The sequence below is a fragment of the Pseudomonas sichuanensis genome (assembly GCF_024749065.1).
Classification (GTDB): Bacteria; Pseudomonadota; Gammaproteobacteria; order Pseudomonadales; family Pseudomonadaceae; genus Aquipseudomonas; species Aquipseudomonas sichuanensis.
Map to the genome: position 1 here is coordinate 3,263,079 of NZ_CP087185.1, position 13,712 is coordinate 3,276,790.

Consider the following 13,712-nt stretch of genomic DNA (forward strand, 5'->3'; position numbering starts at 1 on the left):
GAACATCTCAAGGCGAACACCTTGCAACCCCACCGCCCTACCGCGCAGAAACCAACGTCCAATACCCACCCATGCGCTCCTCGACCGCCAGCCCATAAGTCGCCTGCAACATCCCCAACGTGCGGCGCCTGTCGCTGATAGGAAACGCCCCCGACACCCGCAAGCCTGCGCTCTGCCGGTCACAGCGAATGAACCCACGCTCGTAGCGCGCCAACTCACCCAGCAGCTCGTCCAAGCGCATGTTGTCCGCCAGCAGCATGCCTTGGGTCCAGAGCGTGCCGGCGCTGTCCAGCGCCTGGTTAGGGCCGACGCCCTGGCCATCGAAATCGGCCTGCTCGCCAGCCGCCACGACCCGGCCCTGCGCCTGCCCGGCGCTGGCGGGCTGCACCCGCACAGCCCCTTCAAGCACCGCAAGATAAGTGCGCCCTTGCCGTTCACGCACGCTGAACCGTGTGCCCAGAGCCTGCATCACCCCTTCCCCGGTCCCTACCCGCAGTGGGCGCGCCGGGACGACGATATCCGGCGCGGTCTGCACCAGGATCTCGCCGCGGTACAGACGGATGAAACGCTCGTTGGCACCGAAGCGCACGTCAATCGCAGTGTCGGTGTTGAGGATCAGCTGGGTACCGTCGGCAAGCGTGACATCGCGGCGCTGGCCAACCGCCGAGCGATAGTCCGCTGCCCACCCTTGCCCGTACATCTGCCAACCTGCCCAGCTTGCGGGAGCCAGGGCCAGCAGGACTGCCAGGCGGGTGATCGCCTGGCGCCGGCCCGGATCACTGGGGCGATCCAGCGCCGACAGCGACAGTGCCGGCGGCAAGCCCCCCAGCTTGCCCATCAGCAGTTCGGCACGCGCCCAGGCCTGGGCACGCTCGGCGCTGCTGTTGCGCCAGACCGCCCATTGGGCCTGCTGCCCTGGCGTGACCTCGCTGTCGCTCAAGCACATCAGCCACTCGGCGGCCTCCGCCAGTGCTTCGGGGTCAAGCTCGATGTGGGGGTGATCGACGCTCACTCAGTCAACCAGCTTCAGGCACTGGAGAAACGCCTGCTTCATGTAGCGCTTGACGGTGATCAGCGAAACGCCGAGCTGCTCGGCGATGTCCTCGTACTTCATCCCGGCCAGCTGCGACAGCAGGAACGCCCGCCTGACCAGTGCCGGCAAGCTGTCGAGCATCGCATCGATTTCATGCAGGGTTTCGAGGATCAGCAGGCGCGTTTCCGGCGACGGCGCCTCGGGGGCTGGCAGCTGCTCCAGCGCCGCCAGGTAGGCACGTTCAAGCGACTTGCGCTTGCACCAGTTGGCGAGGATGCCACCGGCGACGCAATTCAGATAGGCACGGGGCTCGTTGAACACCGTGACCTTCGACGCGAGGATGCGCGCGAAGGTGTCATGCGCCAGATCAGCCGCATCCATCGCATTGCCCAGGCGCCGCCGCAAGCGGTTGTACAACCACCCGTGATGGTCGCTGTAGAGCGCTTCGACAGCAGACAGTCGAGGGGTTTGCACGGGCTGGGCTTCGCTCATGGGGCGATTCTTTTTGTGTAACTGAGAATTGTTAGCAATGCTAAGTTACACCCCGACCGCAAAGCAAGGCCCCTAAACAAAAGGCGCCAGGTTGATTGCAACCGGGCGCCTTGGGCTGATAGCTACCGACGCAGCAGCGGTCAGAACCTGAAGTTGGCCGTCAGCTCCGCCGAGCGCCCCGGTGCGACCGTGGCGAACAGACCGACGTGCGAGGCATCGTAGATGGTCTCGTCGGTCAGGTTGAGCACGTTCAACTGCAGGTCGAGGTTCTTGTTGACCTTGTAGGCCACCATCGCGTCGTAGCGCCAGTAGTCGTCGATGCTGACGGTGTTGGCATCGTTCATGTAACGCTGGTCCATGTAGTTGGCCCCCGCGCCCACGGTCCAGCGGTCGGTCAGGTCATAGGACGACCACAGGCTGAAGCTGTTCGGCGCAATGAACTTGGAGCGGTTGCCGTCGTTGCTGCCATCGCCGCCCGACTTCACCACTTCGGCATCCAGGTAGGTGTAGCCGCCCCAGACCGCCCAGGCGTCGGTGATGCGGCCGGTGACGCCGAACTCGATGCCGGTCACGCGCTGGTCGCCGTCCAGGGCCACCAGGCCGGTGATCGGGTCGGTCACCCGCGCATTGGTTTTCTCGGTGCGGAACACCGCGGCGGTCAGCGACAGCTGTTCGTTGAACACATCCCACTTGGTCCCCAGCTCGACGCTGCGTGACTTTTCCGGGTCGAGGTTGGCCTTGTTGCCATTGAGGTTGCCTGCCCCGGCACCGTCGGCGCCGCCGGACTGGGTGTTCTCGCCCGAGGGGTTGGACGAGGTGCCGTAGGACAGGTAGATGCTGCCGTTGGGCATTGGCTTGAACACCACGCCCACCTGGTAGTTCCACAGCTCGCTCGACGACGAGGCGCCGCCCTCGACCCGGTTCTTGACGTCGTAGTCGTCGTAGCGCAGCCCCAGGTTCAGGTCCCACTGTTCATGCAGCGCCAGGGTGTCGAAGGCGTACAGCGACTTGACCTCGGTCTGGTACTTGCTGGTGACCTCCCCGGTCCCCGGCAGCAAGGTCCAGCCACCGTCGTGCGGGTTGGGGTTGTACAGGTTACCCGGGCGACCGTTGTTGCCAGCGTGCTTGTCCTTGTCGGTGATGGTCTCGCGACTGACTTCCAGGCCGGCGGAATAGCTGTGCTTGATGCCACCGGTGTGGAAGGTGCCGAACAGATCGGTCTGGTTGAGCACCGAGGTGTTGACCACGTTGCGTGGCCGGAAACCCCGGCCTACCAGGCCGTTCTGCTCCTGCGCGACGTTGGCGAACACCGGGCGGCTCATCACGTAGTTCTGCATGCTGCGCCCGCCGCGCAGGGTGTTGCGCACGGTCAGCTGCGGGGTGAACTCATGTTCGATCAGCAGCGTGGCCAGGTCGGCGGAAGTCTTGCGAAAATCTCGGTCAACCAGCCCGTAGAAGTTGTCCCGGTCGACATCCGCAGGCTTGTTGGTGATCAACGAGATCGGATGGCCCTGATCGGGAATGTCATCGGTTTCCAGGTGGTAGTAGCTGGCCGTCACCCGCGTCGGGCCCTGCAGGCCCCAGGTAATGGTCGGGGCGATGCCCCAGCGCTTGACCTCGACGTCATCGCGGCCGGGGGTATCGGCTTCGTGCTTCATGGCGTTCAGGCGAAACGCCAGGTCCTGCTCGGGCAGGTACTGGTTGATGTCCAGGGTATTGCGCCAGAGTTGGTCGGTACCCATGGTGACGCTGCCGGCGATGAAGTCCTCGGCCTTGGCAGCCTTGCTCACGAGGTTGATCGAGCCGCCCGTGGAGCCCCGGCCGTTGTAGGCCGAACCCGGCCCCTTGACGATCTCGACCGACTCCACGTTGAACGCCTCGTGGGACATGCGGCCAAGGTCGCGCAGGCCGTCGATCTGGATATCGGTACTGGCTTCGAAGCCGCGGATGAACGGCCGGTCGCCCAGTGGCGTGCCGCCCTCGCCTGCGCCCAGGGTAATGCCTGGGGTGGTACGCAATACATCGGTAAGCGAGGTGGCGCCGCGCTCTTTGATCAAGGCTTCGTTGATGATGGTGATCGACTTGGGCACTTCGCGCAGCGGAGCGGTGAACTTCGGCGAAGACATTTCATCCACTTTGAACGTCTCGGCCTGATGAACACCTTTTACATCGGTCGCCTCCAGTTCAAGGATCGAGCCCGGCTTGGTTTTGCCGGCATCGGCGGTTTGCGCCAGGCTCGCGGTCGAACAGGATGCCAGGGCCAGGCCGAGGGCCGTGTAAAGATGTGGGGATTCCGCGCGGCGGGTTGTTGGAGTGCTTGCCATTTGATTGCCATCACCTATGAAATGATGCGCAATCCTATTTGCGATAATTTATTGAACAAAGTGCATTTACAAAATTTACGCCAAGTAACTTTATATTTCACATATTAAGTTACATAAGTTTAGCCACATACATTTAGTTACACTTGGCGCCGCATATCAGTGCATTAGCGACAAGGCTCTCATTGCCTTGCAACCCGCTTGGAAGATCTTGATGATCCAGAAGGACAGGGGCACTTCCGGGACTTTGTTGAGCCAACTTGAGCTCGTTGCGTTCATCGCGGCTCCCTCCTCGGATCCGGTTGTGGTTTCAGGGAGGGACCTTACGGATGAAAACTTAGGTGGGCCTGAGCAGCGACGCTGGTTGTCGATAGCGGGCTCTGACACACTGCCTCGCTCACCCAACACTCTCGCGAGGCCGCCTGGTGTCGTCACGCCCATCCCCCTCCGAGCGCATGCCCGCGCTGGTAGAAGCCAGGCAGCTGGGGCGAACCAATGCCAGCGGGCAGGCGCCCTTGCTTGCACCTGCCGACTTCAGCCTGTGCGCCGGTGACCGCGTGGCGATCAGCGGCCAATCCGGCGCGGGCAAAAGCGTATTCCTGCGCTTGCTGGCGCTGCTCGACTCGCCCAGCAGCGGCGAGATCATCTGGATGGGCAGCCCCGTCACGGCCCAGGCGATCACCCGCTACCGTTCATGCGTGTGCTACCTCGCCCAACGCCCTGCCTTGGTGGACGGCAGCGTCAGGGACAATCTGCAGTTGCCTTTCACCTTGAAAGCCCTGCGCCCGCGCACCTTCGACATTGACGCGGCGAATCAGCTGCTGGGCCTGGCTGGCAAGCCGAAAGCTTTCGTCGACAAAGCGGCCAGCGACCTGTCGGGCGGAGAAGCGCAGATCGTTGCCTTGATCCGCGTGCTGCTCCTGCAGCCGCAAGTCATCCTGTTCGATGAACCCACGTCAGCCCTCGATCCGCAGTCGGCGGCGGCCGTGGAAACCTTGGTGATGAACTGGTTCAATGCCGCGAACCAGCAGCGTGCCTACGTCTGGGTCTCGCATGATCACGCGCAGGCGCAAAGAATGAGTAGCCGCCAGCTGACCCTGCAGCACGGCACCCTGCTTGCCGAGTACCGCACATGAACTACCAGAGCCTGTCCTATGCCGATCTGGCGATCGCCTCGACGCTGATACTGATCAACGGCGTGCTGTCGCTGTTGTTGAAGCTACAGCTGGAGCGCCAGTTGCTTCTGGCTGCCGTGCGCACCGTGGTCCAGCTCCTGGCCATTGGCTACGTGCTGGGTTGGGTATTTCACTTTGCCCAGTGGTATGTGGTACTGCCCTTGGTCCTGGCCATGACCCTGGTCGCAGGGCACGCGGCCGCCGGGCGAGGCAAACACCGCCATCAGGGCCTGCTCACTGACAGCGTCGTTTCGGTCTGGCTGAGCTCCTGGCTGGTCACGGCTGTCGGCCTGTTCGTGGTGCTGCGGATCCGCCCCTGGTACGAACCTCAGTACGCCATTCCGATCCTCGGCATGATCCTCGGCAACACCCTGACAGCGGTGTCCCTGGGCATCGACCGCATGACCCGTGAACTCGGCAGCACCCGCGCCGTGGTGGAGATGATCCTGGCCTTGGGCGGGACCCGCTGGGAGGCAGCCCGGGCCGCCGCCGCACAGGCGGTGAAGGCCGGCATGATGCCAACCCTGAACCAGATGACGGTGGTTGGCATCGTCAGCCTCCCGGGCATGATGACCGGCCAGATCCTCGCCGGGCAAAGCCCCGCCGAGGCCGTGCGCTACCAGATCGTGATCATGTTCCTGATCGCCGCGGCATCGGCGCTCGGTACGGTTTGCGCGGTACTGCTGACATTCAATCGACTGTTCTCGCCGGCCCATCAGTTCATGCTGCACAAGCTCTCACCCAGGCCCTGAGCACCGCGTTCAGCCACGACGCAGGCGCTGTGGGTCAACCTGCTCCTGCGCAGGAAGCGGCAGCAGCCGCAACCACAGGTCACGCCGTGCCAGCACCTGGGCCTGCAGGCTCACCTGCGCAGGCAGCGTACCGGCGTACAGCGCCCGCAGGTGCACCAGCTCCAACCCGCTGACATCCACCAGCCATTGGCTTACCAACGCCGGGCAAGGGCGCCCCTGCAACGCCCGGTGCAGGTAAGGCAACGCCACCCGCATGCGTGGGTGACAACGTTGCACATAACGCTCAAGGTTGCGCCCCCGCGCCTCGAACGGCGTGAGCAGCAGGCAGACCAGTTGCTCTTCGCTCACCCCATAGGCCTGCGCAAAGCTGGCTTGCGCCTGCAAGCTGTATTCCTCCGGCCAGGCCAACTGGCTCTGGCCCAGACGCTGCAACAACCCCTGCACGCCCTCGCGATAGCCAAGCAGGCTCACGTACTGCCCATGCAACCCATGCAGATGCGCCAGCGCCAGCGGGTCAAACAGCCCAGCCAGCCCCTGCAGTTGACACGGCAGCACCTCGCGGCGGCCCAGCATGTGTTCCAGCGAGGCCCCATCGTCCAGTTGCAGCAGGTCATCCACCGCGACCACACGCAGGGGGCGTGCAGCCTGGGCTGGCAGTGCCACCTGCACTGACGGCGCGGGGTCGTCCAGCCGGTAGCGCAGTTGTGCCAGTTGCTGCGTCAATACACGTACACACTGTGGCAAGGCCGGTGGTGCGGCATCGCAGGCCTGGCTCAGGCAGCGCCGGGCCCAAGCCAGCAGACGACGGCGCTGCACGGCCGGCGCCACCGTGACCAAGGCATCCACGCCACCCTCTGGGTCCGCGCCGGCCAGTGCCTGGCTCAGCCCCTCCGCCAGCATCAAATAAGCTTGCCCGCCGAGCAGTGCATCAGGCTGCCCGCCACTCAGATGGCCGAACAGCAGCCAGGCCTTGCCGGCATCGCCCAGCTGCCCGCAGCCACTGGTTTCACCGGCAATGAATGGTTCCAGTCTCTCACCGTCGCTGAGCAGCAGTTCCACCCGTGGGTCGTCATGCAGGAACAAGGCACTGAAGCAGCGCTCATGGCTGGCCAGCGTCGCGCGATCCAGCCCAGGCGACCTGGCAATGAGCACACGCAGGCGGAAGGTTGCATGATGGCGAAGGGCGATGCTCAATTGCGCCGCGCGCAGGTAGGCGAGCAAATGGGCGCTGCGCTGGTCGCCACCGTGCAACAGCACCAGACGCAGATCAGCGATCTGCGCATGGCCGCCAGCGATCACCAGCAACCGTTGCATCAACAGTTGAATGGAAGCGCGCTGCGCCTGGTTCAGATGTTCGAAGATTCGTTGCAATACTTGTTGATAAACATAGTGCATGGCCTGGTCATGGGTATTGTTCATGTAGTCACTCCATCTTTCTGATCGGATCAGATCCAAAAGCAGAGTTTGGCAGATGAATTAAACCCCGATCTTGAAGGAAATTTCCCAAAACCAAGAAAGACAAAAGAGGATTAATACTTCGGTGACTGTCGCCGAACAAGCTACAACCCAGCGCCACTGCGCCCGTGGTGGCGTTCATCGGCCTGGCACACACATTCTGAAGAGTCGAAACATAAAAATGATGAATAGCCCGGGCAAAGAACAATTTATTGAAGTTGCAGTGGGTTAACTAGACATTTCCACTACAGCCTCAGCAAGTAATCTTAAATCGCCGTAGGATACATCCGAAAAAAAGCCCGAGACATTGCTCGGGCTTTTTCATGATGGCAACAGTCGCTGGCGATCAACTCACCGCCATGTCCAACACCACACGCCCCCCACACGGACATTCGTCCATATGGCGATGGGCCGCGACCACCTGGTCGAACGGATACACCTTGATGATCTGCGGGGTCAGCAGTTGGTCGGCGGTGAACTGGTTGATGTCACGCAACGCACGCTGCAGGGCAACCTGGTCCTGGGCGATGCCCAGCTCCGGCTTGCCGGTGAAGTTGCCGATGCAGTGCACATGGAACTGGATGTTCTTCTGGAACGCCGCGCAAGCCGGGAACGGCGTCTGGTTGCCACCCTGCAGGCCATACAGCACCAAGCTGCCGCGCGGCGCCAGCACGTCGCCGAGCAGCGACATCTGCGGCCCGCCCATGCCATCGAGGACCATGTCCACGCCACGGCCGTTGGTGTACTTGCCGACCTGCAGGACCAGGTCCTGCTCTTCGGTAACGATCACCTTGTCCGCGCCCAGGCCGAGCAGGTATTCACGCTGCTCCGGCTCCTTGGTGGCGGCGAACACCTTCAGCCCCAGGGCCTTGCCCAACTGCACGAAAGCCGGCCCTGCACAGTGGCTGGCATCGGTGACCAGCGCAGTCTGGCCGGCCTTGGCCCGGGCCAGATCGACATAGGCGAAATACGCGATCAGCAGCGGCGTGTAATGCACGCTGGCTTCGATCGGGGTCAGCACATCGGGGTAACGGGTGATGGCGCTGCGCGGCAGCACGATCACATCGCCATAGACAGGGTGATCATTGGGGCTGGTGGCCGGGAAGCTGGCGACCCGGTCGCCCACCGCAATGTCGTCCACCCCTTCGCCAACCGCCATGACCACACCGGCCATTTCATGGCCGATGCCTGCAGGCAGACGTGCCTGGGAAGGTGCCAGGTTCTGCCGCCAGAGCACGTCGTACCAGCTGATGCCGATCGCCTCGACGCGCACCTGCACCTCGCCGGCCGCCGGGGACGGTTCGGCCTGCTCCTCGCAACGGAGCACATCGGCCTGACCGAACTTGTGGAAACGGATCATGCGGGACATCGCATACCTCGCCTGTGTGAATCTCGTATTACCACGGACTTTATCCGGGCTTTGCGCTTTGGGCCATCAGTGGCCGTTAATAGTCGACATGCCTGTCATTGATTGGGCCCCAGGCAAATCTGCGCATTGGCTCCCACAAATCGGTGCAGGGTAACAGCCTTTGGCCTTAAGATTCACCCCTGCCCCACTGACTGGCGAGCCGCATCGAATGAATCGTAACGACTTGCGTCGCGTAGACCTCAACCTGCTGATCGTGTTCGAAACCCTGATGCACGAACGCAGCGTGACCCGCGCCGCCGAAAAGCTGTTCCTCGGCCAGCCGGCCATCAGCGCCGCGCTGTCGCGCCTGCGCAGCCTGTTCGACGACCCGCTGTTCGTGCGCACCGGCCGCAGCATGGAGCCGTCGGCCCGCGCCCACGAGATCTTCGCCCTGCTCTCGCCAGCCCTGGACTCGATCTCCACTGCAGTCAGCCGCGCCGCCGAATTCGACCCGGCCACCAGCAATGCAGTGTTCCGCATCGGCCTTTCCGACGACGCTGAGTTCGCCCTGCTGCCGCAACTGCTCAAGCGTATCCGCGCCGAGGCCCCCGGCATTGTGCTGGTTGTTCGCAGGGTCAATTACCTGCTCATGCCAACGCTGCTGGCATCGGGTGAAATCTCGGTGGGCGTGAGCTACACCAGCGACCTGCCCGCCAACGCCAAGCGCAAGGTGCTGCGCCGCAGCATGCCCAAGTTGCTGCGCGCCGACAGCATGCCCGGCAGCATCAGCCTCGACGATTTCTGCGCCCGGCCCCATGCGTTGGTGTCGTTTGCCGGCGACTTGTCCGGCTTCATCGATGAAGCGCTGGACGAAATCGGCCGCAAGCGCCATGTGGTGCTGGCGGTACCGCAGTTCAACGGGCTGGGGAGTTTGCTGGCCGGGACCGATATCGTCGCCACGGTGCCGGACTACACCGCTGATGCGCTTACCGCCGCTGGCGGGTTGCGGGCTGAGGACCTGCCACTGGAGGTGCGCAGTTTCGAGTTGCACATGGCTTGGCGCGGGGCGCAGGACAATGACCCGGCGGAGCGCTGGCTCAGGTCGCGGATACAGATGTTCTTCGGGGATCCCGATAGCCTGTGACTGACTTCCACCGGGATCCAGAAATACTAATAGATTCAGCACCTTACCTATTAATCTAATCCAAAGCCGTCCGTCGCATTCCACTCATTTCCGACGCACCTGCGGGTATATTTTTGGGTACTTTTCCTGTTTCGAAAAAAAGTACCCGCACATGACGACTTCCCTCTCTACGCCTGGATTGCGGCGAAAACTCAGCGATGCCTTCCTGCGTGCCATTGCCGAACCCGGCAAGTACGCTGACGGCGAGGTTCCCGGTCTGTATCTTCATGTCCAGGCCTCGCAGAAGTCGAACAAGCCTGCTGCTAAATACTGGCGGATGAGGTATCGCCTGCATGGTAAGGAAAACGTGTACGCGATCGGCCGTTATCCCGACATTGGCTTGAAAGACGCGCGCGACCTGGCCCGAGCCGCGCGCCAGAACGTAGCCCATCACGTCGCCCCGCTGAAGGCCAAACGCAAGAAAATCGCCGAGCAGTTACTCAATGAGGAACGCACCTTCAGTTACGTAGCCGAACAGTGGCTGGCCTTCAAATCGCACGACCTCGTGAGCAAATCCCTCGCGGGTTTTCGCGGCGCGTTGAACAATCACATCCTGCCCACGATCGGCAGTATCCCCGTCAGCGAGATCAAGCTGGACCATATCGTAGAGATCATCGCTACCCTGCGCCGGGCACGCACACTGGCCATGGCCAAGCGCGTGCGGACCATCATCCGTGCCGTGCTCGGTTTCGCCGAGGGTCGAGGCTGGGTGGAACGCAACGTGGCCCTGAGCAACACCGAAGAACTCAAGGTTCGCCATGTGGTGACTAGTAATCCCGCGATCGAAAGACCAGCCGATTTGGGTCACTTTCTGCTGCGCCTGGATCAACTCAGCCCAAGCAGTGTGAGCACAGCGATGCGCTTGCTGGTGATGCTGCCCGTTCGCCCTGGCGAGCTGGTGAAAATGCGCTGGGAAGACGTCGATCTGGTCAGCGCCGATTGGCGTTATATAGTTGGGAAGACCCGCCATCTGGACAAGAGCAAACACATCGTGCCACTGCCGGAGCAGGCCCTTGTGCTGTTGCGTGAACTCCATGAACGGCGGGTAGTGGATGAAGCAGGCAATGGCTGGGTCTTCGTCTCACCAGTCTATCCAGGCTACCCAATTGACGCCACGTCCCTGGCCAAGGCTTATCAGCGGATATGGCCGGACTACCCCATCACCGCGCACGGATTCCGCGCCACCTACCGCACCATCGCCCACGAGCATTTGGGCGTTGATCCGATTGTATTGGAGTTGTCGTTGTCTCACCGAATGCCGGGCGCGCTGGGCGCGGTTTACGCGCGCGCCCAACTGCTGCCACAACGCCGAGAGGCAGCACAGCAATGGGCGAATTACTTGGATCAGCTACGCAAAAATGCCGCGCTTTTAGCGCACACGGAATAAGCCAAATGTCCACATGTCCGGCAAGGACCGTCCGCAGCGATGAAAGCGGAGCGGGAAACGAGACTCGCATCGGGCCTGCGAGCTTTTGAAATCTAAGGGTTTACAGCTATCCCTGAAACAGGGATGGCCTTGATTCTGGACTCATTCTTCAAGGCTTGCAATCCCTTGAGTTGTGGACGAACGGTTCGTCACGTCGGCCTTTTGAAGATCGACACAACGTCGCAGAAATCATATTAACCAATGATCAGATTCCGCAGAATCCTGATCTGCGGCCAACGCAGCCATTCGCGACTAAACGGTTGGCGAATAGCTCTGCCTTGTTGGCAATGCCGTTCGAGTGCTCAGATAACACTCTTACTTTTGAGACAACTAACGCTAAGCACCTGATTTATAAATGAATAAATTTTGGCAACCGTATTGCTGCAAGGTGAATTACCATTTCTCCCCAAGGTGCTTTGCCATGGAAATACCCCGCCCTATTCCTGCAAATCTGGAGTCCCAGCAAGCGTGGTGGCAGTACGATATCGAGACTGCGAGAGGTCAGCCCTCCCCCGCGTTTAAGGGAGGGGCCAGATATGACGTCGTAGTCATCGGCGGTGGCTTCACCGGCCTTTGGACAGCGTTGACCCTCAAGCAGCGCAGGCCGCAGTTGCAGGTCGCGGTTCTTGAAGCCTTCCGCGTTGGAGATGGCGCAAGCACCCGCAATGGCGGAATCGTTCACGGGTACTGGCAGTCGCTACCGTCCAACGTCAAGACGCTGGGCGTAGATGCCGCCCTTGACCTCGCTTATCTCGGAAGCCGGGCGCAGGATGCGTTTCGGGCTTACGCCAGCGCTTGCGATAACGATGTCGACTGGCGGGAAGCCGGCAACCTGCGCGTCTCGACCTGCCCCGCCCAGGAGCGGCAGCTCGCTGTGCACCGCCGCGACCATGCAGGTTGGCGTGACCCTGCCGAACTTCATGACCATGGAGATCTACCCGTACTTCAGCGACTCGCCGAAATACGTGCAGATCCTGAACAACGCCCCGGAAGATCGTATTGCCGACGGCAAGCTGGGCATCACCGCCGAACCTGGTCTGGGGGTCACCCTCGACCAGGCTGCCATCGCCCCCTTCCTCTGGGCCGAATGCAAAGCGCAGTAATTTCCCACCGTTGACGAAAAAGGCCGCGTTCGCGGCCTTTTTCATGCTCGCCAGCCATCACCCTAACAGAGCCCGCGGGGGCTCAGTGGAACACGCTCATGGAAGTTTTCAGCAGTCTTTCGATCAGAACACGCATCTGTCTGTTGGCCGGTCTCTGCATCACCGCCACCGTTGCCGCCTTGATCGGCAGCGCCTTGTATCTGTCCGATCGCTCGGTACTCATGGTCAAGCAGGCCAGTGAGCAAATGCTTCAGCAGGATGCACAAACCTACCTGAGCGAGGTCGGGCGCGCCCAGGCCAGGCAGACCCAGGCATTCTTTCTCCAGGCGACGGAGTTCGGCACGACATTGAGCCAGCAGCTCATGCTTGAACGCCAGAACCAGACGGCCAGGCAGTCGAGTGAGAGCCAGATCCGCGCCGATATCGGCCATGCCCTGGACATGCACGTGAAAGCGAATCCCCTGCCCTTCGGCGTGGGCGTGGCGCTACAACCGGCCGAGGGGGACAAGGCCTTCGTCGACAAAAGCGCCGAGGGAAACGAACGCGGCCGGTTCGCGGTTTACCACTCGACCCACATTCCTGGGTACACCATCCCCGAAAAGGAGATCATCGACGACGGCACGACTGCGACGTACTGGTATACCTGCGCCATCGAGCGTTCTGCTGTCTGTCTTACCAATCCCTACACCTACACGGATGCCTCGGGCGTCAGCACCTTGATGGCCACTGTCGCCGTGCCGCTGCGCACCACCGGACGTGCCGAGGGTGTGATGAGCGTCGACATCAGCCTGGCCAGCCTGCAAAGCCACGTCACAACCGCATCTCGCCAGCTGTAGGCGGCTACGGCAGGGTATTGCTGGTCAGCCCGGACGGCCAGGTGGCCGCCGATAGCCTTTCCGCAGATCACCTGGGCAAGCCCCTGGCAACGATCGATGCCGGCGTCGACGCGTTGCTGAAGGGTGAGCATGAGGCAGACAAGGCCAGGATCGTCAGCCAGGCGGACAGCATCTTTGCCGTGGCTCCCTTCCAGGCGCCCGACGGCACCTGGTGGACCTCGCTTGTCTCCGTCCCCATAAGCCACCTCCTGGAACCCTCCCGGGTGCTGGGGCAACGACTGGACGACGTTTCCGCGCGCAGCATGCAGATCCAACTGCTGCTCGGTGGCTGCATCACCCTGGCCGCATTGCTGTTGATCGCCTGGTTGGGCCATTCGATCAGTCGACCGATCACGCGGGTCGCACTCGCACTCGATGAGATCGCCGACGGCGACGGAGACCTGACCCACAGGCTGAGACACCACCAGAACGATGAAATAGGCCGGCTTGTGATTGCGTTCAACCGCTTCCTGGACAAGTTGCAACCGGTCATTGCAGCGGTCACCCGCTCGGTGAACGACACACGGGCGACCGCGGACCAGGCCGCGT

General features: G+C 62.0%; 12 protein-coding genes and 1 pseudogene. 8 read left to right on the forward strand and 5 right to left on the reverse strand.

The annotated features are described in order from the left end of the window. Positions 1-37 precede the first annotated feature (37 nt). The 3 genes from LOY51_RS14695 to LOY51_RS14705 form a co-directional block, all read right to left on the reverse strand. Positions 38-1,012 (reverse strand): FecR domain-containing protein, encoded by a 975-nt coding sequence (locus tag LOY51_RS14695; protein WP_258641762.1) that lies wholly within the window; start codon positions 1,010-1,012, stop codon positions 38-40. Continuing rightward, complete coding sequence (locus tag LOY51_RS14700; RefSeq protein WP_258641763.1) at positions 1,013-1,525, reverse strand: sigma-70 family RNA polymerase sigma factor; 513 nt, start codon at positions 1,523-1,525, stop codon at positions 1,013-1,015. Between the two features lie 140 nt (positions 1,526-1,665). Further along, positions 1,666-3,651, reverse strand: coding sequence for a TonB-dependent receptor (locus tag LOY51_RS14705; protein WP_258641764.1), 1,986 nt, complete (start codon positions 3,649-3,651; stop codon positions 1,666-1,668). A 27-nt stretch (positions 3,652-3,678) separates the two neighbouring features. Between LOY51_RS14705 and LOY51_RS14710 the strand changes: the two genes are divergently transcribed. The 3 genes from LOY51_RS14710 (at position 3,679) to LOY51_RS14720 (ending at position 5,773) form a co-directional block, all read left to right on the forward strand. Beyond that, positions 3,679-3,957: a hypothetical protein gene (locus tag LOY51_RS14710; protein WP_258641765.1), complete on the forward strand. Its 279-nt coding sequence runs from the start codon at positions 3,679-3,681 to the stop codon at positions 3,955-3,957. A 314-nt stretch (positions 3,958-4,271) separates the two neighbouring features. Next, entirely contained in the window at positions 4,272-4,982 is a 711-nt protein-coding gene (locus tag LOY51_RS14715; protein ID WP_309475576.1) for an ABC transporter ATP-binding protein, read from the forward strand. Continuing rightward, positions 4,979-5,773, forward strand: a complete 795-nt coding sequence (locus LOY51_RS14720; RefSeq protein ID WP_125858858.1) for an ABC transporter permease — start codon at positions 4,979-4,981, stop codon at positions 5,771-5,773. Before LOY51_RS14715 ends, LOY51_RS14720 begins: the two co-directional genes overlap by 4 nt. Before the next feature lie 9 nt (positions 5,774-5,782). Here LOY51_RS14720 and LOY51_RS14725 read toward each other — a convergent pair whose 3' ends face one another. Both LOY51_RS14725 and LOY51_RS14730 read right to left on the reverse strand, forming a co-directional pair. Further along, on the reverse strand, positions 5,783-7,192 hold the full coding sequence (locus tag LOY51_RS14725; protein WP_125858859.1) for a hypothetical protein: 1,410 nt from the start codon (positions 7,190-7,192) through the stop codon (positions 5,783-5,785). 382 nt (positions 7,193-7,574) lie between these two features. Continuing rightward, entirely contained in the window at positions 7,575-8,597 is a 1,023-nt protein-coding gene (locus LOY51_RS14730; protein WP_125464311.1) for a zinc-dependent alcohol dehydrogenase family protein, read from the reverse strand. Positions 8,598-8,805: 208 nt separating this feature from the next. Between LOY51_RS14730 and LOY51_RS14735 the strand changes: the two genes are divergently transcribed. The 5 genes and pseudogenes from LOY51_RS14735 to LOY51_RS27355 all read left to right on the forward strand — a co-directional run. Further along, on the forward strand, positions 8,806-9,720 hold the full coding sequence (locus LOY51_RS14735) for a LysR family transcriptional regulator (RefSeq protein ID WP_125464312.1): 915 nt from the start codon (positions 8,806-8,808) through the stop codon (positions 9,718-9,720). A 151-nt stretch (positions 9,721-9,871) separates the two neighbouring features. Next, on the forward strand, positions 9,872-11,146 hold the full coding sequence (locus LOY51_RS14740; protein WP_258641767.1) for a tyrosine-type recombinase/integrase: 1,275 nt from the start codon (positions 9,872-9,874) through the stop codon (positions 11,144-11,146). 460 nt (positions 11,147-11,606) lie between these two features. Beyond that, the gene (locus LOY51_RS14745; protein WP_258641769.1) at positions 11,607-12,302 is read left to right on the forward strand and encodes an NAD(P)/FAD-dependent oxidoreductase; all 696 of its coding nucleotides are present in this window, start codon (positions 11,607-11,609) and stop codon (positions 12,300-12,302) included. A gap of 84 nt (positions 12,303-12,386) precedes the next feature. Continuing rightward, positions 12,387-13,124: a cache domain-containing protein gene (locus LOY51_RS14750; RefSeq protein WP_258641771.1), complete on the forward strand. Its 738-nt coding sequence runs from the start codon at positions 12,387-12,389 to the stop codon at positions 13,122-13,124. 302 nt (positions 13,125-13,426) lie between these two features. Beyond that, positions 13,427-13,636: pseudogene (locus tag LOY51_RS27355) on the forward strand (HAMP domain-containing protein); the annotation flags it as partial. Between the last annotated feature and the right edge of the window lie 76 nt (positions 13,637-13,712).